The sequence below is a fragment of the Neobacillus oceani genome (genome assembly GCF_046237595.1).
Classification (GTDB): Bacteria; Bacillota; Bacilli; order Bacillales; family Cytobacillaceae; genus Bacillus_D; species Bacillus_D oceani.
In genome coordinates this window covers 1972557-1999050 of the sequence record NZ_CP143543.1, presented here as the reverse complement: position 1 = coordinate 1999050, position 26494 = coordinate 1972557, and the positions used below count along the sequence as shown (strand labels likewise).

Here is a 26494-nt window from a genome sequence, read left to right as displayed (position 1 = left end):
AATACAAATGGCACCATTTTGGGCACCACTCAATAAAAAAAGACCGATTGCGCTCGGTCTCCTGCTCTATGTATGATAGCTAAAAGCCTTGATACTACTGGATTGGCGGGACTGTGTGGGAATCGAACCCACCTGACCTGGCACGCAGGTCACAAGCGGTTTTGAAGACCGTGGAGGACACCAGTACCCCATTCAGCCCCGTGAAAAAAGCGTTAATATCAATGTTTTCAAGCGGTACCCACTCGGTTTTTCGTGCAGTCCCACTTATATGTCAACGAATTTCATTATGAACTATCTCTGTATAATTATCAAGTAAAAAAAGACCACTGAAGTAAAGCAGCTTCAGTAGTCTTATTGGAATTAGGAAAGCTGTAAGGACTCCAACAGGAGCCAAAACATGGAGCTTAAACAGTGTTTGCGTGTTGGGTATTTACTTTACACATTTTATCTTTTATAAAATTAATAAAAACAGATTTTGGTTTTCCTTTTAAATAGATTAAATCGATACTAATATCAATTTTCACTGGAGGAGTCATTTCCACTCGAACCAATTCTCCATTTTCTACTTCTTGTTTGACACAATGTTCAGGCAAAAAACTAATACCCATCCCCTGGAGGACTAAGTTTTTCGTTGTTGCCATATTATCTACTTCTAAAGAAATATTAGGGGCCACATTGTTACTTGAAAAAAGTCGATTAATCATGAGCCAATCCATTGATCCGTAATCAAAAAAGATAAGGGGTTGTTTACTTACATGTTCGATTGTTACTTTTTCTTCTTTTAAAAGAATATGATTTCGGGGAACAAAAAGACCGATGGGATCGTTGTAAAGACGAATTGATTCTATTTGGGGATGTGTTTCTGTCCGGACTATGCCAAAGTCAACTTCCTTATTGATAACCTTCTGTAAGATATCTTTCGAATGGCCTGTCACAATTTTTATTTTGACATCCTGAAATGTCGATTTGAAACCAGGTAAAATTTCAGGAAGAATATTATTCGATATTGATAGAGCACTCCCTATTACCAAATCGTATGGGATTGCGACCTGTTGCAAACCATACCTTGCTTCTTGATAAGATTGCAGGATTTTTTGTGCATGCGGGAAAAAATACTCTCCTTTTTCAGTCAAGGAAATCTTATTTCCGTTCCGGTGAAAAAGTTTTATGTTAATTTCACGTTCGAGTGATTGAATCCGTGCTGTTACGGATGGTTGGGTTAAATAAAGAGCTTCGGCCGCTTTATTGAAACTTCCTAGTTGGCAAACGTAGATAAAAGCTTCAATATTTTCAATGTTCATATGTACATGCTCCTTACTTTTGCTCTATTATCATTACTATACCATGTACAATTGATGTATTTAAACCACCTTCATAAAGTAAGGATGCGGCCTCCTAACGCTCTCTACTTTCACATTATACCTCTACTAATTCTTTAGCTGTTTCAGTCGCAGTTTCAATCACTCTTTTGGCTAAAATTTCTGTTGGATCAATGATGTTCATTTGTTCGGATGACTTCAATACAAGCGGTATTTCGGTGCAACCAGCAATAATGGCCTCAGCTCCACTTTCTCTCAGCTTATCGGCAGCTTCAGAAAGATGTAAAAATCCTTCATCTAAATTTCCGGCTTTTATCGCATAGATTCCTTCCATTACCTCTTTCTGCATTTGTAAATCAGGTTCAATGACATGAATATCATAAGTTTCACAACTATGTTGATAAAGCTTTGTATTTATGGTTCCATCAGTAGCCAACAAACCAGCTCTTCTCAACTTATTTCCATGTAAAAAGCGAGCTGTTTCTAAAGGCATGTTTAGAATCGGGATGCTAACAGAATTGCTTACTGCATTAAAGTAAAAGTGAGCCGTGTTGCAAGCCATGACCAGGAAATCGGCACCGGCATTTTCTAGCAATCGTGCTGATTGGATCATAAAAGGAGTCGGGTCTGTACCTTTTCCTAAAATAGCTGTCGTCCGATCCGGTATTTGCGAATAATTGTCCACGATAATATGAATATGATCCTGATCCTTCTTGGCAGGTGTATAGAAAATAATTTTACTCATAAGGTCAACAGTTGCTAATGGACCCATTCCCCCAATAATTCCAACCACTTTCTGCATTTACTTCACCACTCTAAATTATATTTTAGTATAAAGTTTGAAACGCTTTACTATATTATAATTTTTATACTAGGTGGTGAATTATAGAAGTATTCTATACATTAATAGAAACTATATATCGATAACCTCTTTTTTTATAACGATTTCTTAAATTGGAATCCAGAATTATAATTTTGAAATGCTTTATTTGAGAAGGTTTTTAAAATTATTCTTTAATTTAGTATTTAATTCTTCTAAATTTACCGACTTAACTTTGGAAAGCAAATAAATAGTCTCTTTTATAGAAGAAACGTTGTAATTATCTTTAAATGGTTTAGTAAACGGACCATCACTTTCTATAAGAATTCTATCTAATGGGATATTATTAACTATTTTTTGTCCGCTTACCGTTTTTAACATATTCATATTCACTGATAAAAAATATCCATTATGGATTGCTTTTTTTAAATCTTCTATGCTTCCGCTGAACCAGTGTAAAATAACTTGCCCATTAAACTCTGAGCCAACTATTTCTATAACTTTGCTAGTGGCTCCTCTTGAATGAATATTAACTATTTTATTACCAATACTATTGCAAATATCCATTGTCTGTTTAAAAACTTCCAATTGTAATTCCTTATAAATAATATTTTCATTTGAAAAGTCTAAACCGATTTCCCCTATATATCTACTTTCTTTAATCGATTCATACAATTTAGGAATTTGTTCAGGGAACTTGCCAACTAATTCTGGGTGAAGACCTGCTGCAAATCTAACATATTTGCTATTGGGGTATATTTTAATTGCTTTCTCATACAGAACTGGCAAGTTTGTAACAGCTATTGTGTATGATTTATTAATTTCAATTTCACGTATAATTTCAATCGTATTTGTATAAAGGTCGAGATGAACATGACTATCATGATAAAACTGATTCATTAAATTCCCCCAATAAATTTGTGAGTTCATTCATCCCTCTATTATATACACCTATAAAGTCTTCTATGTTGGAAGTAATTGGCCCTGAATTTTGGATTTTTAAAAAGGATAATTTTTCATTAAACTTTTGCACTCCAATTTTGTACGACATAAGGTTAGTTTTAGCGGTTGGTCCACTAGAAAAATCTAAATCTCTATAAATGCTGGTATCTGTAATTGTTGCTTTTAGAATCGAAGCCCTTCTAATTACACAAGGTAAGCAATATCCACAATGGGATGTGACCGTATCACCTTTCATTCTTCCTTGATCTGGATGTGAACATGACATCGTATTATTAATGTTTTCCTTCAAAAATTCCAAATTAAGACATTCAAGAATCATCTCGCCTTTTGTTGTAAATTGATATGGGTTCTCTATATCAACTTCTATATTAAGGTTATTAATTAATTGTTTTAAAAGTTTAATATAATAGGGATGAGTGGTTCTAGTACTGCTACTTCCTAATCTAGAATTGGTCAAAGGTATATTTAGAGAAATCAAACCATTTTCGGGTATTACTAATTTAATATTCTTATTCATAGTAGAAGCTAAAACAATTGCATGTGCAAAGAACATAAATGACCGTGTTCTAGTAGTATCTTCAACACCATGCTTAGCACTTGCATAAAATGATTTAAAATTTTCAGGACTTAAATTATATTCAGAAATTAAGTTCTTTGATAGCGCTTTTTGATATTCAATTACTCCCTTACCTCCTCCATAATGACTTACAAATAAGATGTCAGATGGCTGTATCTGCTCGAGTAAGTCAATAGCACCAATAAAAGAGTCTAATCCCCCTGAAAACATACAAATTATTCTTATGTCTAATTTTTCAGTGGTAGAGCTTTCCATTTTGTTCTTCACTTTTAGTTCCAATGCTGTAAACTCTCTTTTTCTAAATTCAAATTCCCAAGTGTCCCCACTCAGGAAATTTAACATTTCTTCTAAATGGTTTTTATTTTCATTCCATTTTTCAATATCAAGAACCGGTAAATAAACTTTTAAATCCCTAGACCAACAATCGTCACCTTTTTCTCTTGGTATAATTCTGTCTAGGCCATAGATAATCAATGAGATGTAAAATAAGTCTAAGGCACTTGCAGAGAAAAAATTTGGAAAGTTACAATAGTTGTTATTCCAAAATGTATAAGTAAATATGTTATTATCATAAAGATTATAGTGCATATCTGTGCTATCAACAGAAAAATCATCTTCTTTGTCAATCTTGGCAACTATGTTAATTTTACTCATATATAGGCCTCCAATACTTCATAACAATCCCTAAAGATACCTTCAACAATCTGATCAATGTTTTTATTTCTATAATCCAAACTATTAAAACGAACTTCATCTAATTTCACCGCTACTGACTCAAAAATGTATTCTTTCACCTCATTCTCTTTTGCGACAGCAATAGAAAGATCATCCGCATATTTCTCAAATCTACTCTGTAAATCTTTTAATAATCTCTCTTTTAAATAACTATTGACAAAAGTCTTCATCACTTTATTAAAAAGATTTTCATCTATTTTTTCTAATAGTCGTATATCCATTTCATTCTCCACAAGAAATTCATAAAGTTCCGAGAGAGCTTCCATTGAGGCATTTTTTGCGGCAATATCCTCTTTAGAATTCGAATTGCCCGCAACCACATTGACAAGTTCAGAAAATAAGGACTCAACACTCTTTCCACGAAATTCAATTTCTAAGCTATTGAGAGTCTTTTCAATACCCTCAGTTATTATGTCTGATAGAAATCTACCTAATTGAATGGTTGAACTTTTGGCAGCTTTTGCACTTTTAGCTGCATTAGTTGCACCACCAAGAGCCCTTACATAGTTTTTAGCAATTCTTCCTCTATTTTGTGATCGTCCATTTATGAATTGTGACATTGATTTTTTTGTAGCTTGCCATGGAAAATCCAATGATGGTTCTGATGGTTCTTGATAATCATCATTATTCTCTTGCTTATTCTGATTATATTCATCTTCAAATCCTTCAGGTAATAAAGGATTTTTATCTTTAGGACCATTATAAATACTAGAGGTTCCCATTTATTCCCTCACTCCTCTCGTAACCCTACCTCAATTGCTGTTTGAATTGTAGGATTATCTTCAACCCACTTTTGTATAATTGAATGAAATGCACTTTGTTGCTTTGTAATCTTTATAAACCTACAGATACTAGGTACTAACGCAAGTAAAATCTTTTGTCCAGGTAAAGACTCAAGTTCATTTAGCACTTGTGTATGCAATATGTCTCTTAAGTTGCAAAATTCTAAGTACGACTTTAATAGATTTTTATCAATATTAGTTTCACTAATCATAAGAGTAAAGATTCTTTGTGCAATTTCAGTTGCTTCATAATCATTTAATTCTATGGCATGTTCAATAGCTGCATTTCTCTGAACATCCGACCTACTAATCAATTTCTGATAAATATCTTGTGCTATAGGACTCAATTTCTTACTTATTGTATTAATTTTTTCAGGTAAAGAATCTCTAGAAAAATAAAAATACGCTCTTAAATCTACATCTTTTAGAGATGGATTAAGCTCACACCATCTTTGAACCCAAATATCGTCTTTCCATACTTTTAATGGACTATCATCTCCTAATTCCTTAAGCTCTAGTAACTTTAAATCATTAGGCTTCCCATTTTCTAAACTTTGTAGTTCAGCAAGTTTTTTAAATAATGAGGGCTTAAAGTACTCCAATAACATTATTTTTGCTAATACTTTTCTATCTAAATTCATGTTTTTGTTCTTTGACATCTTTTCACGCATTACCAAAGAGTTTAGAAAGCGTTTACAATGTCTTGGATTTCCATTTAATCCTTGGGCCAATACATCTGATAATTGTCTTGCAACAACTAAGCTATCTTTGAGTTTTTCAGCTATTTCTGGATATTTTTCGCTTATTAATTCGTATGTCAACTCAAACTCCAAGAAGTTTTCACTCTTTTTATCTTGTAAAAGTCGAATTACTTGTTCGAATTCATCTTTTGTTAATTCTTTTTCAAAGAGTAAACAATTGATATAAAATTCCATCTCTCTATCACTCATTCTTGGAATTCTTATAGGATATTGTATTATTTTCTCTAAATATTCCTTGCCTATGTTGATCTGTTGCCCTTCAATCTCATCAAAGTTCTTTTGGACAGCATAAGAAATGTGTCGTTCATCAGCTCCTATAATAAATACAGTTCTACCTGTAAATAAAAAGAGCCTTAAAGCCTCTAAAGTGTCCAATATAGTATCTGGACTACATCGGTCTAATTCATCTATAAATACTACTAGCCGGTTTATTTTGGTTTCTTCCAATAACTCAGCAAAGTTCTTTTGAAAGACTTTAATATCTTGCCGAATTTCTTTATTATCAAGTTCATCCTTGATTGAAGACACTATCTTTTCTAAATCCATTCCAGAAAATTCTTCAAACAAACTAGGTGCTTTTTCTTTAGTATTTGCTAAAACATTTTTGACAGTCAAATCAATTATTGTCCCTACTCCTCCAGTAAAAAGAATATCTCCCGTATATTTAATACCACTCTTTACGAGTTTAAATTTGTCTATACTTTTATATAACCCACTAATACACTTTTTAGCTTTATCAGTAAGGGGTTGATTTTCTCGAATGGTATCTAAGATAGTTCCCATTAAGGCCGTTTTTGCATCTTCATAGCCCTCAAATAACCAACCATTAAAAATTAAACAAACTGTCCCATCTACTTCTTCCGCTTTTTTCATACTCATTCGAATTAAGCTAGATTTACCACTACCCCAGTCACCATATACGCCTATACTTGAAGGTAAAAGAGATTCATCTGAAATGAGTCCTTCAATTAAGCCTATTATATGGTCAAAATCTAAGTAATCTAATTCCGTTTCACTATCTTTCCACATAAAAAAGTTCACTTCCTATAAAGGTGATTTATGTAAAATTTTATTATAAATCCAATATTCCCTAAAACCCTCCTCTTAGTTAATTAATAAAAGTGGAACTTCATTTTTATTAACTATACATATCTTTATTTATAATTTATTATTTTCATCTATTTGATTAATTTCGACAAATAGGAAGTATTTTCCTTCAAAAAGAAAAGTTATTCCTACTAAAATCGTTTTGTTTTATCTAACAAAACGCTTAAAATGTCTAAGTCTTGTCATATTTTGCTGATTAACCCTATAATAGAGGGAGATAAAGGATAACTATTTACGCAGCGGGGTCTTTTCTTCCCCGTTAAGAGTGGATAAATATGTTCTGTAGGTGAGGGGTATGGAAAACATTTGGGCCCAGTGGTTTATATTTTTCTGGGGATTAACGCTGATTGGGTTGTTTGCGATTGGCGGTTATTTTATGTTCCGCAAGTTTTTGAAAAAGTTGCCCAAGGAAGATGGGAAGTCCATCATGGATTGGGAAGAATACTATGTGAATGAGTCGCGCCACCTGTGGCCCGAGGAGCAGAAGCATTTCCTCGAGGAATTGGTGACGCCTGTTCCCGAACTGTTTCGCGACGTTGCGCGGCACAAGATTGCCGGCAAGATTGGCGAATTGGCGTTGACTGAAAAGGTGAATCGGATCGATCAGGAACTGGTGATCAGGGGCTATATCCTCGCCACGCCGAAGCGTGACCATAAGTTCCTAAGAAAGCATCTAAGAGAAAAGCAGATTGATATGACGCCGTATGAGCATTTATTTTAAAGAGCCGCCAGCCTGAGCGGTTTTTTCTATTCCCTTATTCATGCAGAAAAAAACAGCCGGCTCACTTAAGCCGGCTGTTTGCTATTCTTCAGTTTGATTTGCAGTTTCTTAAAATCCCTGTACATGGCAATCCGCCACGGGACAATCATCGAAAATGCCAGCAGGAAGAACATCCCTGACACTTCCCCGTAATCAATTGTCGTGCTCAAAATCGCCTTTAAAATGATTCTGACAACCAAAAGGCCAACGAGGATAATGAAAAACGCTTTGGAACGTTTTAAATAAATGTCGTTTCCTTTAATTTCGAACGCCGATGTTTTGATCAATAGAATCGAGAACAGCATTCCTACAATGACTGCTTCGGCGATCTCAAGTGGAGTCAGCCTGAATTGCGGTACGATATACATTAGCGCCCCACTGCTCATGAATACCGGGGGCAGGATAATTTTCTTGATGGAAGCGGGCTTTTTGGCAGCCTTCATTCGGACGAACATCGCGAGCATTGCCATGCCAATCGCGCCGATTGAAGAAACGAGAACTAGATTCACTGAGGCTTCATCCCATTCTTGTATGATTAACACTATTAGTATACTAAAAAATTAAAGGGACTTCACATCCGCTCCACGGAAGCAATGCTGTTTATGACGACAACTCTTTTTTTAAAAAAGCGCCTTAAAACCCGGTAAATCCGCCAAACAGTTCAGTAAGGACGATAATGATTTGCGTCAGCCAGTCGAAGAACAGCATGATTCCCATCACAATCATGACATAGCCGCCAACCTTCATGATTTTCAAGGAGTTGCGTTTGATCCATGCCATGCGTCCGATGAAGAAGGACAGGATGAAGAACGGAATCGCAAATCCAAGTACATAGGCGATCATGAGCGGCATGCTCGAACTTGGATCCGTTGCGGCCATTGAAAGGACTGCGCCGAGGATTGGGCCTGTACATGGCGTCCAACCGGCGGCGAACGCCATCCCGATTAGGATGGATCCCGCATATCCTGAAGGCCGGTTCTTAAATTGGAACTTCACATCTTTCATCAAAAATTCCGGTTTGAACACACCGACAATAATCAGACCGAAAAGGATCATGAAAATTGCGCCGATCCGGCGGATTAGTTCCTGGTTCTGGAATAAAAACTCCCCTATAAATGAAGTAGTAAAGCCCAGCATGATAAAGATGGACGAGAACCCAATCAGGAAGAAGATTGTATGAATAATGCTGCGCCTTTGCATCATTCCGTTTTCATCCTTCAGTTCGCTCACGGACATTCCGGTGATATAGGAAAGGAATGCTGGGTATAAAGGCAGGCAGCAAGGCGATATGAAGCTCAGGAAGCCAGCGCCGAGCGCAAGGAATAAGTTAACTTCTGTAGCCATCGATCCAACTCCTAAACATGTTGTTGCTTTCATTCTATCAAACCGGGCGGTAGTAAAGATACAAATTGGATTGAACGTTTTGTGTCGGGTATCCAATTTAATAATTGTTCCCACCGTAGAAATGTATTGGATATTTTTTTACAAAAATCTTTTGAATTTATTACCATAATACGTTATACTAAGTCGAGAATCATACATTGTTAGATTTTGTCTGATATGGACGCCTTCATAACCGGAGAAACTCCAGAAAGGAATTGCAGCCGTGTTGAAACAGGACTTGCTCTCGTTGATAGAGCAAAAGAGGGCGGAATTGATTCAAGTCGCATGCACCAACGGCTTGAGTTCCTCCATTGCTATACGACACAGCCAAGAATTGGACCAGTTATTGAACCAGTATAACAATGACTTTCTAAAAAAAATTCCGACCCATTCATAGAAACGGCCTGGCAAATTTGCCAGGCTGTTTCATTTTATCACAATATTATTCTTGATTCTACGAACCTTGCCTGACCGCGTGCTCCATCCGATCGACCAATCCGTTTTGCAGGAGGTACATCTTGTGGTACAAGCCCTTATGCGCCAGAAGTTCCTGATGGGTACCACGCTCGACAATTTCGCCCTGGTGCAGGACGAGGATGAGGTCGGCGTCCTGGATGGTGGAAAGCCGGTGCGCGATTGCAATTGTCGTCCGCCCTTCCCGCATCTTTTCGAGAGCGGTCTGGATGGCTTCTTCCGTTTCCGTATCGATGTTCGCCGTTGCTTCGTCGAGGACGAGGATTTTCGGGTCGGTCGCGATCGTCCTTGCAAACGCGATCAATTGCCTTTGCCCGCTCGAGAATGCGGAGCCCCGTTCGACGACTTTGTGGTCATATTTATCATCTAGCTTTTCAATGAACGTATGAGCCTGGACGAACCTTGCCGCCTCGATTACCTTCTCATCCGGCATATCGTGATTATGGAGGCGGATGTTGTCTTTTACTGTCCCGTAAAACAGGAATGGATCCTGAAGGACAAGCCCCATTTTCTTGCGCAATTCATCCTTTGAATAGTCGCGTGTGGACTTCCCGTCAATGAGGATGTCTCCCCTTTCATACTCGTAGAACCGCATCAGGAGGTTGATGATCGAGCTCTTTCCGCTTCCCGTATGGCCGACTAGCGCCACCGTTTCCCCTGGATTGGCGGTGAACGAGATGTTTTTTAACACATCCGTTTTCCCGTCATAGGAGAAGCTCAAGTTGCGGATTTCAATTTTTCCATCCTCGATTTCAAGCCCTGGTATGCTTTCCTGTTCTGGTGCGTGGTCGCTTTCGTCAAGGAGCCTGAAAACCCTTGAACCGGCGACAATCGCCTGCTGGTACAAGGAAAGCCTCATCATCATCTGATTGACAGGTTCAAAAAAACGATCCAAGTAACTGATGAACGCATACAAGACCCCAATCTCAACAGCAGTATCCATTGATGTGATGCCGAAATAGCTTAGGACCATAATGAGGGCCATGATGTAAATCAGGTCAATAGCTGGCCTTAAAAGCAGGCCGTCCAGCTTGATGTTTTTCATCCCAGCCTGGAAATGCTTTTCGTTAATATCTCCGAATTCCTTCCGGAGCCGCTTTTCCTGCCTGAATACCTGGATGATTTGCATGCCCCCAAGCGATTCGGCAAGCTTTGCATTCAACTGGCTCAGGCGTTCGCGCATATCCATGTAAAAACGTGAGCTGAATTTCCTGTACATTGTCATGACGCCGAGGATAACCGGCAGCAGGATTGTACAGAACAATGCAAGCTTTACATTCAGGAAGAACATCGCCACATAAATCCCGAGCAGGAAGACCCCGCTCTGGATGAATGTCGCAAGGACTGTAACGAACATATCCTTGATCGCCTCGGTATCGTTCGTCACCCTTGATACGATGCTTCCGGCAGGCGTTTTGTCAAAATACCTCATCCCAAGCGCCTGGACTTTTGAAAAAACTTCAATCCGAAGCTGCTGGATGATTTTCAACGCAATCTCCTGGAACTTCACGAGCTGGAAGAACAACAGGAACACTTTCACAACTTGTATGCCCATATAGATTGACCCGAGGATAAGCATCGGCTTCACAGCCAAATTCCCCGGCGTCAAATAGTCATCGATGAAAATTTTCACAAGATATGGCCCGGCAATGTCCCCTATCGTTGTCAGCAAAAGGAGCGTGAAGGCCACGATGATCAGTTTCTTATGCGGTTTTGTATAGGTCAGGAGCCTAATGAGGATTTTCCTTTGCCCCTTTTCTGTCAAATGTGTGTCCACCTTAATGCCCCCCATGCTCAACGAGCTCTTCAAGCTGCTGGCGCAAATACATTTCCCTGTACCAGCCGCCTTCTTCCATCAGCTCTTCGTGTGTGCCGCGCTCCGCAATCTTGCCGTCCTCGATGACAAGGACGAGATTCGCGTGCTGGATGGCGCTCAGCCTGTGGGAAGTGATGATCGTCGTCTTCCCTTCCCTCTCCTGCTTCAGGGCGGATAGGATCGCTTCTTCCGTTTTCGCGTCAACGGCGGAGAGCGAATCGTCGAGAATCAGAACTTCCGGGTTCATAAGTAGGGCTCGAGCAATCGAAATCCGCTGTTTTTGCCCCCCCGAGAGCGATACGCCGCGCTCCCCGACGACAGTGTCATAGCCATCGGTGAATCCGAGGATATCGTCATGGATATTCGCAAGTTTCGCGGCCGCGATAATTTCATCCTCTGACGCATCCGCCTTAGTGAACGCAATGTTCTCCCCTACTGTAGCTGAAAACAGGAAGTGGTCCTGCGGCACATAGCCGATGGCCTGCCTTAATTTTTCGAGCTTATAGTCCGAGATGTTATGCCCGCCAAACAGGATTTCTCCTTTTTTAATGTCATACTCCCGGATTAAAAGCTTGATCAGCGTTGTTTTTCCAGCGCCTGTTTTCCCGACAATGCCAAGCGTTTGCCCTTTTCCAATTTCGAAATTGATATTTTTTAAAAGAGGCGCGTTTTCACCCGGGAATGTAAATTCATCAATCGAGAATTCGATGCTCCCAGCAGGAACTTCGTCTATCGCGTTTTCTTTGTCCTGGATGTCCACTGGCTGGCGTAATAATAGGGATACACGGTCATACGAGGCCCGGCCACGTTCCACGATATTGAACAGCCACCCAAATGCGAGCATTGGCCAAATCAGGAGGCCAAGATACGTAGTGAAGGAAATCAGCTGCCCAATCGTCAGGTTATCATTGAGGACTTCCCTTGCTCCAAAGCCAATGGATAGGAAAAAGGAAATGCCGGCAATGATGGAAATCGTCGGGTCATAAAGGGAATCAATCTTCGCAACGACCATGTTTTTCTGAACAACATCCTCAGACTGGTTACGGAAATCCTCGATGTCTTCTTCTTCCTGGCCGAATGTTTTGATTACCTTGATCCCGGTAATGCTTTCCTGCGTTTTGTCATTGAGCGATGAAAATGCTTCCTGTGCCTTGTGGAAGGATCGGTGAAGCATCTTCCCGAACCAGCTCGTCAACAACGCCATGAACGGCATTGGGATGAGTGCGATCAGCGTCAATTTCCAGCTGATCGTAAACGCCATCGCAAGGATAACAAAGCCTCCGGTAGCGAGTGAATCGACCAGCGTCAACACTCCGGCGCCAGCAGTTTGCTGAATGGCGGAAAGGTCGTTTGTCGCATGCGCCATCAAGTCGCCAATTCGCCTGTTTTGGTAAAAGTTTGGCGACATATTGGTGAAGTGCTCATAAAGATTATTCCTGAGATTCCTCGTCAGTTTTACCGCCGAGCCGAAGATCTTAATCCTCCAGAAATAGCGGAGGATGTACATCGAAAGCCCCGCGCCAAGCAAAACCAGCACCCATTGAATCAATGAGGTCGATGTCATCGACCCGTCCTTAATCTGGTCGGCGACAATCCCAATGACCTTTGGCGGGATTAATTGAAGGAATGCAACTAATAAAAGCATAATGATTCCGGTTATGTATGCCTTTCTCTCTTGCCAAAAAAACCATTTTAAGTCAGCAAATATTTTCATTATTCCCCCCACTCTTTCTCTCTAGATTCCGTCGAGTGGGCGTTGGCGGAGACAATTCCAGCCACTTTACCCAATCACCGGAATTACTATTTTATCAAATTTTTTAAAAATAAGGAAGATTATTAAATCTTGAAGAACGCGCTGATGGCTGTAAACTAGCTGATTGTTGAAGGCGAAAATTTTTTTTAAACCACCAGGCTGATTTTTAAAACTGTTAACGTGAGTCAAAAAAAAAGAAAGCAGAGAATGAATCGTAAATTTATCCTCTACTTAATGGTATTTTAAGGTTATTTACATTCTGAATCGAAATCTATTTTAAATGAAGTGAGTTCACCATTGGCATTGAATGTAAATTTGCCAATAGCATGCGTTAGGAAATTTGGAACATTACCTTGGGCTATTACCCTAAGGGTATCTATCGCGGTAAACTCAGATGGAAAGCCAGAAGATCCAGTGTTTTGTTCGGCATTTGATGTTGATACAAATTTATATTGGGCACCCGTTGTTAGACCTGTCCCCGAAAGGTTTTGAGTATTAACATGAAATTTAAAATGAAAACCTCCTTTACCATCCACTGTTTGAGTAATTAATACATGAGTATTTCCTGTTAAAACTATAGTTTCATTGTTGCAAGGACTTGTAATTGTGCCACCCGCAGGCATAGTAAAATTAAGAACCTTTGCCATTGTTTTACCTCCCTTCGGTCATTATATTATTGAAATACTTTCATAAATGAGTATCGAATGTTCTAGTATAAATGTATTTTAATAACTTACATCTCTACTATAATCATTCCGCTCCTCTCTTTAATAAATTCAAAAGTAATAAAAATGGTTTGGACAAGTACACAAAGACAAAAAAATTAAGCAGTTAATTCACATTTTTGAATGAAACTGGCAAAAATACTTATTTAAGCTGCCATCTTATAGAAGAAAGGGAAAGTAGATACTCAATCCGATTCACGAAAAAGAACTTCGTGTATAAGAGCACCTAATCAAATTGATTTACGCTCCTTCAATTTTTCACCCTGTTTATGGTAAAATCATATTCGGGGGTGAAATTGTGAAAAAATTAAGTATATTGTCAACAACCTTGCTGGTTTTAGGACTATCATTATACGGTGTGAATTGGATAATAGATGGCTATTCGGAACTGGCAGTCCTTTTTGGTTTTATTTCTTTTTTAATTGGAATTGTACTAAGTTTTATTGCAATTGCTAAACGTGAAGTAGGAGCCTTAAAATACATATCACTTATTTCTTTTTTCGTTGTGATGTTTTTAATTACTTGGTTCGAACCATTGGAGATTCTTCGGATTATTACTTGGTTAAAGAATATCGCTTAATAGAATGGGAACCTCTTACTTTTGGGTTCCCATTAATTATTCAGTTATCAGCATTGAAGGTAACATTATAGTTGAGGAGTTAAGAAAAAGAAACCCTGACATTAAGCTGGGTGACATTTGGAAAAAGGAATAAGAAAAACCCCACTATATTAGTGAGGTTTTAACAATTAAAACGTTTCTTCTATTGTAGGTTTTCTTTTCTTAAAAATAACAATTAATGTTGAAATTAGAGCTACTACAATACCAACTGCCAATAAAACAATATTCAATGTGTTTACCTTTTCAAATTGCACCTTTAACTCATTATTTTTATCAGGGAGCAAATCCCACGTTAAAGTTTTTCCTTCATCAGAAACATTAGAAGCGTTGTTATCTCCGGATTTGACAGGTAATTTTAACGTAAATTTTAAATCCATTTTACCTAAGATTGAGTTTAATATCTGCTCATCAAAGCCTTCTGATCCGTCTCCCATTTCATCTGACATGCCTCTTAAATCATAAACAGCTTCTACAGCGTACTTGTTTTTAAAAAATCCTTTTTGTTCGTTTACTTTGAAGTTCATTTTTGATTCACTATTGTTGACAAATTTTATATCCTTATAAGACTCAAAGTGTTTTGAAATTTTAAGACCAGTAAACTCTTTGTCTTTATAAGTAACTACTTTGAATCCGCTCTTCTCGGCATCACTCTTGAATTCATCCATGCTTTCTGGTGCGCCCATTTCGGATGAATACAATTGACTATCTATACCATATATCATAGTAAAATCACTGCTGCCGTCTTTATTGATTATTAGGGTATTATCCATCTTTACACAACCAGATAAAAGAAGTATTAATAGAATTGATAAAAATATTTTATTTTTCACTCTGGGCCCCCTATGATTTGTCATCACTTATTATATACTAACATTTCCTAAATTGGTTAAAATTGAATAAAAATTTTCTATTAAAAACGTCCCTCCCATTTTTGAGTGAGGCTAAGTAGCTATGCTATTCTAGGCTTTCTACTGCTTTTTAATTTTGCAGCAGAAGGTTATTGATTATTTCACATCCCCTTCCATACAAAATAAAAAAGCCCACGATTATTTATCGTGGACAAAAATAAGTTAAACTCTATTTTTTAATCTAAATTCTATATATCTGAGTAAATAGTTGGTATATTTTAATTCCTTATTCAAATACTCAACTTTTTCGGTTACTGTCAATTGATACTCTTTAATTTCTTCTAAAGTCTTATCATAATCAAAAAATTGTCTAAACTCTTCAGAGTCATGATGTAGTTCCTTATTTACACTTATCACATCTTCAATAATTTGCTTTCTTAGATTAAGTATATGTGGATTTTTTGCTAATGTAGAAAGTTCTTCATGAATCAGTTCCTTTTGTATCTGTAATTCCTCTTTCCACTGATTAAGAAAATCTAGTTCATACTGTTCCATTTTTTACATCCACATCAAAAGTATTCAAATGATCGCAATTACTACAATGTACAGTAACATTCGTTGGTACTTTGTTAATGTGAGCATTCACATGCTTAACTTCCGACTTATTTCTTGGGATAACATGAGTTTTAAAGTGTCCACTACTCATATGCTGAGGAACAATATAATACCACTCAAACTCCTTATTACAATTTTCACATAAATGTTTTTCTTCTAACATCATAACAACCACTCCTCACCAAACATTTACATTTACAACATTCGGCAAATAAATGGAAAATCCTTCTTTCTACTCAATATCATAATCAACAATTTCTACTTTGTACTTTGGGTATTTCTGACCAACCATTCTGGTCATAATCTCAAAAGATTTTCTTTCCTTTGGTAATAAGGTATCTGAACTATTCACATAAGTCCTATCAGTATCCAATACATTTCCGTTATCGTCTGTATAAGTTACTTTTATTTCAACATATGAATAAGAATCAGAACCAAAATTCTGTACTGCCCCTCTAACATAGATATAATCCCCATTAATTGTTCCTGACTTCTCAACTATTTTTAAACCGCCAGTAGAAGTAGTTTGAGTGGAACTAGAAGATTTAGTTGTAGTATTTGAAACAGTTTCTACCTTCCGTAACCCAACTTTCTTATCAACATAAGAGTGTTCTAATTTACCACTGTAAGTGTCATATGAATATGATTCAATATCTGAAAAGGAATCTCCTTCATGCGGTTTTAATCCAGTTATTTCCTTTATACTACAATATTTATTATTACCACATCTGATTAGGGTACTATGTTCATTATCTTCTATTATTTCTTCTATCTTTTTAAATACATTATATTGTTCGTTAGGTGATAATTTCATAAACGATTGAGTTAAACTACCCAGGAGGTTATATGGATAGACCGTCTTTCCTTCATGTTTTAAAACTTCATCAAATTCATTTTCACTGAAACTCGGAACTATGAAGTATGGACTTATCTCTTTATCATTAGATAATATTTCTTATAAATTATTCAGTCGTGAATCATCCAATCGAAAATAATTCCATACAATCGCAATTACAACAACCATAATGATTAATATTGCACCAATAATTATTGATTCTTTTTTTACATTAGGTTGCTTAGTTTCTTGGCCTTTGATTATTTCCTCCAACTTTACCCCCCCCTAACTAGTTATAGTTAAATTTTACCATTACAAAATAGGGGGAAAGTAATAAATCGTTTTACATTTTTTGATATTAATAGACAAAATGTTTTTGTATGTCTTATTAACTTCTTAATAGTTTGTGATTTTTTAAATTATAGATATTTTCAATTACTCCTTCAACAATATCAATAGCATAATAAATTTCTTCCGAAGTAGGAGTGATTAATTGATGAGTTGCAGCGTTCCCTATTTCCCTAATCCTTTGGAGAATAAGACACTGATTCCAGACAATATGTTTATTCTCAAACAATCCATAAATTTTTCCTTCTATACTTTCCTTCTTACCTTCCTTTGTTAATGGATTACCTTCATTATCATGCTTAAAGCCTTTAGAAATATTTAATTCATTACAGATCGCTTCTATTAGTGTTCTTATTCCAATTGCACAAAGTAGATTATGTCCCATATTATAGGAGGAAATTAACTCAATATAAATTTCCTTAATGTTATCTGGAACAGTCATTGAATATTGAATATCCATCTTCACATTTTTACTTACTGCGGCCTTTGGTTCTTCTGGAAAAACATTAATATGTTGTGGTAAGTCTGAAATTACCCAATTTTCACCGTCAAATTCCAAAGCATAAATAATGTCGGCATAAGTTATCGTACGACAACCGCCACATTCAACAACAGAGTGTTTGACCAAAAAGCCACCCATAGAACCTTTAATTGTAACTTCTTCCCTAATTTCATAAACTATGTTATTAAAAGTTTTCTTGCGACAAACTCTACAATAAATTTTTTCATCAAATTTTTCCATTTTGATCACCCAAAATATATGATTACATGGAATTTCGATTTTATCAATAATTCTATTTTTTTCTGGGTGAGTAAAATGGTATGCTAGCGGCTCATTTTTCCGATTAGAGGTATTGAATAGCCGATTTTACCCTTAATTCACAGAAACGGTTAATCTTTCCTACAGGAAAGCTAATCAGAAAAAGTGGCTGACATCCCTTATGACCGTATTTTTAGCCATTTTATAAAAATTTCTCTCTTTCGGTTAAAATTTTTCTTGAGTAAGGAAGAGGACAGTTTTTATCCAACCCGTCACCCACCGATTTAGAAATAAATATAGGCTTTTAAATTTTGGCCCTGAACACTCTCCAATTCTTTAACGGCTCTTTTCTCCAACAAAAACCATGCCTAATTTAATTCCTGGTGTTTATGGGCGTTGTTCTCCATTAAATCCCCTGGCTAACCCGTGTACCGGTATTTCTCGATTACTTCTTTCAACAACATAAAAAAGCCACCTCTCCTGCTTTATCATTCGCAGTAAAAGTGGCTTAAGTTGGGATTGAGGCATGATTAACCAAGTATGCTAAAAAAATTGTGAAAGGATTCAAATCACGAATCTGCTTCCATATAATTTACCTATTATGGTTATTAGAACACTGTAGAAACCTTGTCCCATAAGGGTTTTCATCCAGTTTGTTATTTGGTTTGCTGCTTGTTCATTGCTGCCATCATTTGGTTGATCTTCTTTTGGGACGGTTTCATGCCCATTTGCATCATCATGACTTTCAGCATTTGTTCGTTGATTGGCGGATTTTTTTTCAGATAATCCATCATGTACTTACGTGTTATAAAAAATCCAATTGCAATTCCAGCGACTAGGGCCAGAACAGCAATAAGGATTACATAACCAGTACTTACCATACTATTTCCTCCTTCATGTTGTCCTGCTAATACAGTGTAATTTACCAAGCGTAATTATACAATAGTTCATGGCATTTAGACAAATTTTCTTTCCTTGATTGGTTTCAACCACCCATATTTATCATTTTCCAAATCAATCGCCAGGAACGACGCTTCGCATTTACGGAGGACTTCAAAGAATGCTGTCTCCGCCTCGTATCCGCCTTCCGCCTCAATTAATATGAAGGTTTCCTGCACGGTGAGGTTCGCCCTGCTTGTCCGATTGTTCAGTTCAATTGTATAAAGGCCATTTTCCACCTTCAGGCTATTCGTCTTTTCAAGCTGTCTGTGGAGCAGTTGGTGGATCCGCAGCACGGGCAGTTGTTTAGTTATGTAGCTGATTTGCTTGTCTGTTATTTGTTTCAGTTCACCGGCAGCCTGCCTATTTTCCTTAAATAAATGAAAAAATATGCGCTCTCTTCCGAAGTAATGGGAGGCAAACTCGTCTTCAATTAAATAGAGCTGGTACTTTCTCATTCCATTCTCTCCCTGCTTCAATTCCTTTCTCCTGTTACCGTGTGACGGAGGAAAAGCGAATCTTAATCATTTACGGTGGCTGGTTTGTCGGTATCCCCTTTTATAATCACTTTTTGAAAAATAACTATATAGAGCTTATTATTTCGATAATTGTGAAATTTTGCCTTGTCTTTCATTATACTATTTTAAGGCCGGACTGTCACGGAATAGAGAGGTATTCCTTAACAAAGAATTTACAAAACGGTTTTATGCAAAAGGCCGAGCAATTTTCTGCCCGGCCTTTTAAGTAACTTTATTATTTTATTTTTCAAGAAGGTCTTTTACCTTGGATACAACATTTTCAACACTGAATCCATATTCTTTCATGACCAGTTCGCCCGGTGCCGAAGCGCCGAATGTATCGATTGCTAGTACTTCGCCTTCGTCACCTGTGTAACGGTGCCAACCAAGGGAAGAGCCCATTTCGATGCCAAGGCGTTTCTTCACGGACTTCGGAATGACAGAGTCTTTGTATTCCTTCGATTGCTTTTCGAATCGATCCCATGATGGCATGCTCACTACGGATACCTCGATTCCTTCTTTCGCGAGTTCTTCCTGTGCTTTCACTGCAAGGCTAACTTCTGAACCTGAAGCAAGGAGAAGCGCGTCAGGAGTTTCCTTAGAGGAAGGAGAGACCACATAAGCACCTTTCTTAACACCTTCATAGGCGTTTTTATCCGTACCTTTAAGGGTAGGCAGGTTTTGCCTAGTCAAGACAAGAGCAGTTGGTACGTCTCTTGATTCTACAGCCAATTTCCACGCAGCCGAAGTTTCGTTTCCATCAGCCGGACGGATAACAGAAAGATTTGGCATTGCCCTTAACGCTGCAAGCTGCTCGATTGGTTCGTGGGTCGGGCCATCTTCTCCAACAGCAATGCTGTCATGAGTAAAGACATACGTAACCGGAAGTCCCATTAGAGCTGCCAGCCTGATTGACGGGCGCAGGTAATCGGAGAATACAAAGAACGTTCCAGCGAACACCTTCAAACCACCGTGGAGAGCCATTCCGTTAAGGGCGGCACCCATCGCGAATTCCCTGACGCCGAACCAAATGTTACGTCCTTCGTAAGAATTCGGGAGGAAATCTCCTGCATTTTTGATCAAGGTTTTGTTGGAACCAGCCAGGTCAGCGGAGCCGCCAAAGAAGGTTGGCAGGTTTTTGGCGATTGCATTGATCGCTTCACCGGATGATGCCCTGCTCGCAAGGCTCTTCCCTTCGCTGTAAACTGGCAGATCTTTATCCCAGCCCTCTGGAAGCTCGCCTTTAAGCGCCTGTTCCAGCTGGTTGCCCAGTTCAGGATGGTCTTTCTTGTATTGCTCGAACAAGCTGTTCCATTCGGCTTCTTTTTTCGCGCCGTTTTCCTCGACCAGCTTGCGGAAGTGGGAATAAACTTCTTCAGGCACATGGAAATCTTCTTCGAATGTCCATTTGTACGCTTCTTTTGTAAGCTTCAGTTCATCCATTCCAAGCGGAGCGCCATGGACATCGGATTTACCGGAAAGATTCGGAGAACCGAACCCAATGACTGTTTTAACCTCAATCATAGTCGGGCGGTCCAAATCGCTTCTTGCTTCCTCAAGCGCCTTTGCAATTTCATGAAGGTCGTTTCCATCTTCGACTCTAATATACTGCCAGCCGTAGGATAGGAAGCGTTCTTTTACACTTTCAGAGAAAGACATGTGAAGATCGCCATCGAGTGAGATGTCGTTGGAATCATAAAGAACCACAAGCCTTCCAAGCTTCAAGTGGCCCGCAAGCGAAGCAGCTTCTGCGGATACGCCTTCCATCAAGTCGCCGTCACCGCAAATGCTGTATGTAAAATGATCTACGAGCTCGTAGTTGTCTTTGTTGTAGGTAGCTGCCAAGTGGCGTTCTGCCATTGCCATACCTACAGCCATTGCGATTCCTTGTCCAAGTGGGCCTGTTGTGGCTTCAACGCCTTCGGTGTGGCCGTACTCAGGATGCCCAGGAGTTTTTGAACCCCATTGGCGGAATTGTTTAATGTCATCCATGGTCACATTGTAACCGGAAAGGTGAAGCAGGCTGTACAAAAGCATGGAACCATGTCCCGCGGATAGAACAAAACGGTCACGGTTAAGCCAGTTTGGATTTTTCGGATTATGGTTCATGAACCGGGTCCATAGTGTATAAGCCATAGGGGCTGCGCCCATTGGCATTCCCGGGTGACCGGAATTTGCTTTCTCAATTGCATCAATTGATAACGTCCTAATTGAGGTCACGGACAAAGCATCAATTTTGTCAAACATACATTACATCCTTTCGTCATCAAATTCCTACCTTCTTAATATTATAGCTCTCATGTGAATTATTCAACAAATCCCCTTTCATGAAGGCGCTGTCATTTCATTATTTTTGTTTTTCCGGAAAAAAAGCCGAAAAAAAGGCAATATTATTGTTATTTTTGGTAAAAAAAACAGGCACCCCATTTTAGTGGAGATGCCTGTTGTTTTTTCTCGCTTTTATTTTCTCCGGAGTGACGTCGTTCCCTTCCGGATCAATGATGGTCGTGTTGGTCAATGTATCCAGCATGGAAGAACGGAAAACCTCGAGATATTCCTTCCGTAACATGGTTTGCTCTTTGGCTTCTTCATCTGTCAATCCGACCGATTTCGATTTCCTGGCCAATTCATTTATCCTGGCGATTTTTTCTTTTGAAAGCATGGCACTCCCTCTTTCGGTTAGACTACCATGCATAATACTAGAAAACGCCGCCCTTTACAAGGAAGAGGGCTTGTCCGATTCGATTGCTTCCCTATACCGTCGGTGCACCGTCGCTTTGGATACATCGTAACCGAACCCTCTAAGGGTCGCGGCGATTTCCGCAAAGGTGAGGCCATTGTCTTTCAGCCTGATAATTTCATTTACTGGGACTTCGATCCGTTCACGGCCAGGGCTCTCATCCAGGTTTTTCAGGTTTTTCTGGGGCTTATAGCCTTTTTCAATGGCCCTTTTCATTCCACGCTTTATCTTGATATTGTGCAATTTACGCTGATATTCCTCGACCATCGCGACAATATTAAGAATCATCGAGTCGGATTCAGACAGCTGGAGTTCACCGTCATGCGCCACACTGTATAGCTTGATGCCATTTTTTGATAATACATGAAGGATGGCTATTTTGGCATTTCCCCTGCCAAGCCTTGTTTCATCCTGAATAAGAACGGCATCAATTTCCCCATCCTTTATGAGGTTAAGCAGTTCTAGGAGCCCCTCCCTTTCAAGGGAATATCCGCTTGCCTGCTCCCTGTAGACCGCTGCCTTTTCAAACCCGTGCCTTTTCGCAAGAGCAAGAAGTTCCTCCTCCTGCCTTGCAAGGGACGTTTCCTGGGCTTCCTTTTCTGTGCTGACTCGGCAATATATCGCTGCCCGGACGCCCTTGTTCCCCATATTTACTCACCCTTTCCAACACTTGCTAGCTGCTGTCCCTCGCTAATGGTGAGCTTTTTAATAGGGACAATGATTTTGTCCCCTGGATAAATCGTGTCGCTCGCGAGTTCATTGTTTTTCTTTACCCAGTTTATAATATCAGACCGGTCCATCGAATGGCGTTCGGCAAGCTCTTCCGCAACCGCCCAAATGGAATCCCCTTCTTTCACTGTAATGGTCATGTATGTATCTTCAGTTGCAGGTTTGCTAAAGTACGATACCGCTCCTGCACATAGGCTGCTGACAAAAATCAATAGTACGACATAAGAGTTATTTATCAAAAATTTCTTCATTGGACGCACCCCTTAAGAATGTATGTTCGGTTTATTTGATTTGATTATAATCCGAACGTCTGTTTGATGTCAATGAAAAAACTCGAACTTATGTTTGTATCTTTGTACAACCCATGCTATAATTAGGTAACAATACCAGAAGAGGTGTTTCCATTTATGGCTAAAATATCGAAGAGGCAGCAGGAGATCCTTGATTATATTAAAAGTGAAGTAAAAAGAAAGGGTTATCCGCCGTCCGTCCGTGAAATCGGTGAAGCAGTGGGGCTCGCCTCAAGCTCGACCGTACACGGCCACCTGGAACGGCTGGAAATGAAGGGCCTTATTAGAAGGGACCCGACAAAGCCAAGGGCAATTGAAATTCTTGAAGCCGATGAAGCATACATCCCGAAAGTCAGGGTCGTCAATGTTCCAGTCGTTGGGCGTGTTACTGCCGGACAGCCAATCACCGCTGTTGAAAATGTCGAGGAGTATTTCCCCCTTCCGGAAACGATGGTCCCTTCAGACGAGCAGGTTTTCATGCTTGAAATTATGGGGGAAAGTATGATTGAGGCTGGTATCCTTGATGGGGACTATGTCATTGTAAAGCAACAGAAGACAGCAAATAACGGAGATATCGTTGTCGCAATGACAGAAGAGGACGAAGCTACGTGTAAAAGATTTTACAAAGAAAAAGACTATATCCGCCTCCAGCCGGAAAACCCAACCATGGAGCCTATCATCCTTAGGGAAGTATCCATTTTGGGAAAAGTTATCGGCGTATACCGGAGCATCCATTAAAAAACAGGCTATTGCGGATAGCCTGTTTTTCTTTGCTTCTATATATTTATTGTTCCGTCTGGGCTTCTTCCCTTTGCTGTGCCCGCTCGTCATACCAAAGCTTCGCGTGGGTAAGGATTGAGAAAACCAGGAAGAAATTCATTGCCCAAACTCCGATGAATGGGCTTATGCCCCCAAACTCGATTGTTTTATACCCCTTTAAAATCATCACAAGATAGGATTCAATAAAAACCAATACGAACCCAGCCGCACCTGCAACTGCCATTCTGATCATGCTGATACCCCCTCAAAGTTCGGAAATTCAAAAGTTTGTCACTTTGTTTTTACAGCTTTGTGAACATAAACAACATACCAACATTTTTAACCTTGAATCTGTTATTTTAAAAGTACAGAAAAACTTCAACAGCAATCGATTCAAAAACAAGCCATCATAAGATTGCTTAGTCAAACATCGCATTGAACAGCCAGAACACAACGAGATCGAACAGCCTAGACGCATCAGTGGAAACGAATCGCATCGTCATTGACAGGGGTTCCAACTAGATTCATCTATGATTTGCATCCAGATACAGAATGGTCATCTTAGAAACAGCTATGATTTGCATCCAGATACACAGCATCACAGCCTAGAAGCACCTAAGATTGGCACCAAGATACAAAACCTTACAACTTAGAAACATCTACGATTTGCACAAAGATACAGAATGGTCATCTTAGAAATAGCTATGATTCGCATCCAGAAACACAGCATCACAGCCTAGAAACACCTAAGAATTGCACCATGATACAAAACAACACAGCTTAGTAACATCAATGAATGGCAACATGAGACATAATGTGCACCATCGCACCCCAGAGACACCAGGAAAATGCATCTCTGAGACAGCGCAGATAAAGAACTACATCAGATCAGCTGGCACTTGCTTAACTGGCTGCCAGCTGAGCCGGATTACCCGCATTGAAAAATCCTGTATATATTCCAAAGTAGCCGCTAACCCCCTTGGCGGCTATTTTTGTTGTCTCTCTTTTATTATATACCATCCTGGAATATAAAGTCATAAACAAAAGTCACAAAATTGTCATATTTTAATGTTTTTTCACATTTACACGTATCTCAATTCCATACCAAACACAAATCCTATGAAAAAAAGCAGTCCACTTTTACAAAAGTGAACTGCTTTTTTAAATTCTATTAGTACATACTCATATACTGTTCGCGTTCCCAAGGGTGTACCTGGGTTCTAAACATATCCCATTCGATTTCCTTCGCTTCGAGGAAGTGCTCAACGATATGCTCGCCAAGCGCGGACAGGATGACATCGTCTGTTTTCATCATATCAAGCGCTTGTGCAAGTGTAGCCGGCAGGTCGGCAATTCCTTCTTCGATGCGCTCTTCCTTCGACATCACATAAATGTTACGGTCAACTGCTGCTGGCGGTGTCAACTTGTTTTTGATACCGTCTAAGCCAGCCTTCAATAGGACAGCCATAGCCAAATACGGATTGGCTGCAGGGTCGACGCTGCGCACCTCAACACGCGTGCTCATTCCGCGTGAAGCAGGGATACGGATGAGCGGTGACCTGTTTTTCGCGGACCAAGCAACATAGCATGGCGCTTCATAGCCAGGAACCAGACGCTTATAAGAGTTGACAGTCGGGTTTGTGACGGCAGTGAAGTTTGTTGAGTGTTTAAGGATGCCGGCGATGAAATGGTATGCATTCTCACTCAGGTCCAATTTGCTCCCTTTTTCATAAAACACGTTCTCATTACCTTTGAACAGGGACAGGTTGCAGTGCATGCCGGAACCGCTCACGCCGAACAATGGCTTTGGCATGAACGTAGCATGCAAACCATGCTTCCTGGCGATTGTTTTTACAACAAGCTTAAACGTTTGGATATTGTCGCACGCAGTGATGGCATCCGCATATTTAAAGTCGATTTCGTGCTGGCCCGCCGCCGTTTCATGGTGGGAGGCTTCGATTTCAAAGCCCATTTCTTCAAGCTCAAGTACGATATCGCGGCGGCAGTTTTCGCCAAGATCGGTTGGGGCGAGGTCAAAATAGCCTCCGCTGTCATTCAGTTCAAGAGTGGGTTCGCCATTCTGATCAAGCTTGAATAGGAAAAATTCCGGTTCCGGCCCAATGTTGAAGGTTGTAAAGCCAAGCTCTTCCATTTCTTTAAGAATTCGTTTCAAATTATTGCGTGGGTCGCCGCCAAATGGCGTTCCATCCGCGTTATGGATGTCGCAAATGAGGCGCGCAACTTTCCCTTTCTCGGCTGTCCACGGGAAAATGACCCATGTATCAGGATCAGGGAAAAGATACATATCGGATTCCTCAATCCGGACAAAGCCTTCAATGGAGGATCCGTCGAACATCATTTTATTGTCAAGCGCCTTTCCAAGCTGGGAAATTGGGATTTCCACGTTTTTGATTGTCCCGAGAATGTCCGTGAACTGCAGACGGACAAACTTTACGTTCTCCTCTTTTGCCATTTTTTCGATGTCTTCACGTGTGTACCTTGCCAAGTTGTTTCCTCCT

29 protein-coding genes and 1 tRNA gene are annotated in these 26494 nt (G+C 39.4%); 4 read left to right on the top strand and 26 right to left on the bottom strand.

Annotated elements, in window-relative coordinates; all coding sequences use genetic code 11:
* Window positions 1-103: 103 nt before the first annotated feature.
* From V1499_RS09925 to V1499_RS09895, 7 genes are all read right to left on the bottom strand, one after another.
* Window positions 104-200: transfer RNA gene (locus V1499_RS09925), tRNA-Sec, on the bottom strand.
* A gap of 204 nt (window positions 201-404) precedes the next feature.
* Entirely contained in the window at window positions 405-1301 is an 897-nt protein-coding gene (locus tag V1499_RS09920) for a LysR family transcriptional regulator (protein WP_409275853.1), read from the bottom strand.
* Window positions 1302-1416: 115 nt separating this feature from the next.
* On the bottom strand, window positions 1417-2121 hold the full coding sequence (locus V1499_RS09915; protein WP_409275851.1) for an aspartate/glutamate racemase family protein: 705 nt from the start codon (window positions 2119-2121) through the stop codon (window positions 1417-1419).
* Window positions 2122-2304: 183 nt separating this feature from the next.
* Window positions 2305-3039, bottom strand: coding sequence for a Qat anti-phage system TatD family nuclease QatD (gene qatD / locus V1499_RS09910; protein WP_409275849.1), 735 nt, complete (start codon window positions 3037-3039; stop codon window positions 2305-2307).
* A complete protein-coding gene (gene qatC, locus V1499_RS09905; protein ID WP_409275847.1) occupies window positions 3020-4333 on the bottom strand; it encodes a Qat anti-phage system QueC-like protein QatC in 1314 nt (437 codons plus the stop codon). The genes qatD and qatC overlap by 20 nt, the downstream gene beginning before the upstream one ends.
* Complete coding sequence (gene qatB, locus V1499_RS09900) at window positions 4330-5136, bottom strand: Qat anti-phage system associated protein QatB (protein ID WP_409275845.1); 807 nt, start codon at window positions 5134-5136, stop codon at window positions 4330-4332. Before qatB ends, qatC begins: the two co-directional genes overlap by 4 nt.
* Window positions 5137-5144: 8 nt before the next feature.
* The gene (locus V1499_RS09895; RefSeq protein ID WP_409275843.1) at window positions 5145-6986 is read right to left on the bottom strand and encodes a P-loop NTPase fold protein; all 1842 of its coding nucleotides are present in this window, start codon (window positions 6984-6986) and stop codon (window positions 5145-5147) included.
* A 373-nt stretch (window positions 6987-7359) separates the two neighbouring features.
* Between V1499_RS09895 and V1499_RS09890 the strand changes: the two genes are divergently transcribed.
* Window positions 7360-7785 carry a DUF2621 domain-containing protein gene (locus tag V1499_RS09890; protein ID WP_409275841.1) on the top strand — a complete coding sequence of 142 codons (426 nt, stop codon included), beginning with the start codon at window positions 7360-7362 and terminating at the stop codon, window positions 7783-7785.
* 65 nt (window positions 7786-7850) lie between these two features.
* Here the strand turns inward: V1499_RS09890 and V1499_RS09885 are convergent, their stop codons facing one another.
* Both V1499_RS09885 and V1499_RS09880 read right to left on the bottom strand, forming a co-directional pair.
* Window positions 7851-8333, bottom strand: coding sequence for a CcdC family protein (locus V1499_RS09885; RefSeq protein WP_409275839.1), 483 nt, complete (start codon window positions 8331-8333; stop codon window positions 7851-7853).
* A 124-nt stretch (window positions 8334-8457) separates the two neighbouring features.
* Window positions 8458-9168, bottom strand: coding sequence for a cytochrome c biogenesis CcdA family protein (locus V1499_RS09880; RefSeq protein WP_409275838.1), 711 nt, complete (start codon window positions 9166-9168; stop codon window positions 8458-8460).
* A 262-nt stretch (window positions 9169-9430) separates the two neighbouring features.
* Between V1499_RS09880 and V1499_RS09875 the strand changes: the two genes are divergently transcribed.
* Entirely contained in the window at window positions 9431-9604 is a 174-nt protein-coding gene (locus V1499_RS09875; protein WP_409275836.1) for a Spo0E family sporulation regulatory protein-aspartic acid phosphatase, read from the top strand.
* Between the two features lie 57 nt (window positions 9605-9661).
* Here the strand turns inward: V1499_RS09875 and V1499_RS09870 are convergent, their stop codons facing one another.
* From V1499_RS09870 to V1499_RS09860, 3 genes are all read right to left on the bottom strand, one after another.
* Window positions 9662-11473, bottom strand: a complete 1812-nt coding sequence (locus V1499_RS09870) for an ABC transporter ATP-binding protein (RefSeq protein ID WP_409275834.1) — start codon at window positions 11471-11473, stop codon at window positions 9662-9664.
* Entirely contained in the window at window positions 11460-13211 is a 1752-nt protein-coding gene (locus tag V1499_RS09865; RefSeq protein WP_409275833.1) for an ABC transporter ATP-binding protein, read from the bottom strand. Before V1499_RS09865 ends, V1499_RS09870 begins: the two co-directional genes overlap by 14 nt.
* A 287-nt stretch (window positions 13212-13498) precedes the next feature.
* Window positions 13499-13897, bottom strand: coding sequence for a hypothetical protein (locus V1499_RS09860; protein WP_409275831.1), 399 nt, complete (start codon window positions 13895-13897; stop codon window positions 13499-13501).
* A gap of 376 nt (window positions 13898-14273) precedes the next feature.
* Here V1499_RS09860 and V1499_RS09855 point away from each other — a divergent pair, with 376 nt between their 5' ends.
* The gene (locus V1499_RS09855; protein ID WP_409275830.1) at window positions 14274-14555 is read left to right on the top strand and encodes a hypothetical protein; all 282 of its coding nucleotides are present in this window, start codon (window positions 14274-14276) and stop codon (window positions 14553-14555) included.
* A gap of 167 nt (window positions 14556-14722) precedes the next feature.
* On the opposite strand, the gene V1499_RS09850 is transcribed toward V1499_RS09855, so the two are convergent.
* From V1499_RS09850 to V1499_RS09795, 12 genes are all read right to left on the bottom strand, one after another.
* The gene (locus tag V1499_RS09850) at window positions 14723-15424 is read right to left on the bottom strand and encodes an LppM family (lipo)protein (protein WP_409275828.1); all 702 of its coding nucleotides are present in this window, start codon (window positions 15422-15424) and stop codon (window positions 14723-14725) included.
* Window positions 15425-15664: 240 nt separating this feature from the next.
* Complete coding sequence (locus V1499_RS09845; RefSeq protein WP_409275827.1) at window positions 15665-15997, bottom strand: hypothetical protein; 333 nt, start codon at window positions 15995-15997, stop codon at window positions 15665-15667.
* Window positions 15984-16223, bottom strand: a complete 240-nt coding sequence (locus V1499_RS09840) for a hypothetical protein (RefSeq protein ID WP_409275825.1) — start codon at window positions 16221-16223, stop codon at window positions 15984-15986. The genes V1499_RS09845 and V1499_RS09840 overlap by 14 nt, the downstream gene beginning before the upstream one ends.
* A gap of 66 nt (window positions 16224-16289) precedes the next feature.
* The gene (locus V1499_RS09835; RefSeq protein WP_409275824.1) at window positions 16290-16871 is read right to left on the bottom strand and encodes an FxLYD domain-containing protein; all 582 of its coding nucleotides are present in this window, start codon (window positions 16869-16871) and stop codon (window positions 16290-16292) included.
* 141 nt (window positions 16872-17012) lie between these two features.
* On the bottom strand, window positions 17013-17165 hold the full coding sequence (locus V1499_RS09830; RefSeq protein WP_409275822.1) for a hypothetical protein: 153 nt from the start codon (window positions 17163-17165) through the stop codon (window positions 17013-17015).
* A 115-nt stretch (window positions 17166-17280) separates the two neighbouring features.
* Window positions 17281-17982 carry a DUF4145 domain-containing protein gene (locus V1499_RS09825; protein ID WP_409275821.1) on the bottom strand — a complete coding sequence of 234 codons (702 nt, stop codon included), beginning with the start codon at window positions 17980-17982 and terminating at the stop codon, window positions 17281-17283.
* A 674-nt stretch (window positions 17983-18656) separates the two neighbouring features.
* Window positions 18657-18881, bottom strand: a complete 225-nt coding sequence (locus tag V1499_RS09820; RefSeq protein WP_316568589.1) for a YneF family protein — start codon at window positions 18879-18881, stop codon at window positions 18657-18659.
* Between the two features lie 75 nt (window positions 18882-18956).
* Window positions 18957-19397 carry a sporulation inhibitor of replication protein SirA gene (gene sirA, locus V1499_RS09815; protein WP_409275819.1) on the bottom strand — a complete coding sequence of 147 codons (441 nt, stop codon included), beginning with the start codon at window positions 19395-19397 and terminating at the stop codon, window positions 18957-18959.
* 300 nt (window positions 19398-19697) lie between these two features.
* On the bottom strand, window positions 19698-21704 hold the full coding sequence (gene tkt, locus V1499_RS09810) for a transketolase (RefSeq protein WP_409275817.1): 2007 nt from the start codon (window positions 21702-21704) through the stop codon (window positions 19698-19700).
* A gap of 181 nt (window positions 21705-21885) precedes the next feature.
* Complete coding sequence (locus tag V1499_RS09805) at window positions 21886-22119, bottom strand: DUF896 domain-containing protein (RefSeq protein ID WP_316568586.1); 234 nt, start codon at window positions 22117-22119, stop codon at window positions 21886-21888.
* Window positions 22120-22173: 54 nt separating this feature from the next.
* Window positions 22174-22845 carry a recombinase family protein gene (locus V1499_RS09800; protein ID WP_409275815.1) on the bottom strand — a complete coding sequence of 224 codons (672 nt, stop codon included), beginning with the start codon at window positions 22843-22845 and terminating at the stop codon, window positions 22174-22176.
* 2 nt (window positions 22846-22847) lie between these two features.
* Complete coding sequence (locus tag V1499_RS09795) at window positions 22848-23177, bottom strand: LysM peptidoglycan-binding domain-containing protein (RefSeq protein ID WP_409275813.1); 330 nt, start codon at window positions 23175-23177, stop codon at window positions 22848-22850.
* A gap of 156 nt (window positions 23178-23333) precedes the next feature.
* Between V1499_RS09795 and lexA the strand changes: the two genes are divergently transcribed.
* Window positions 23334-23954 carry a transcriptional repressor LexA gene (gene lexA, locus V1499_RS09790; protein ID WP_316568583.1) on the top strand — a complete coding sequence of 207 codons (621 nt, stop codon included), beginning with the start codon at window positions 23334-23336 and terminating at the stop codon, window positions 23952-23954.
* A 46-nt stretch (window positions 23955-24000) separates the two neighbouring features.
* Here the strand turns inward: lexA and V1499_RS09785 are convergent, their stop codons facing one another.
* A complete protein-coding gene (locus V1499_RS09785) occupies window positions 24001-24228 on the bottom strand; it encodes a hypothetical protein (protein WP_409275812.1) in 228 nt (75 codons plus the stop codon).
* A gap of 918 nt (window positions 24229-25146) precedes the next feature.
* Window positions 25147-26481, bottom strand: coding sequence for a type I glutamate--ammonia ligase (glnA, locus tag V1499_RS09780; protein WP_409275810.1), 1335 nt, complete (start codon window positions 26479-26481; stop codon window positions 25147-25149).
* Window positions 26482-26494 lie beyond the last annotated feature (13 nt).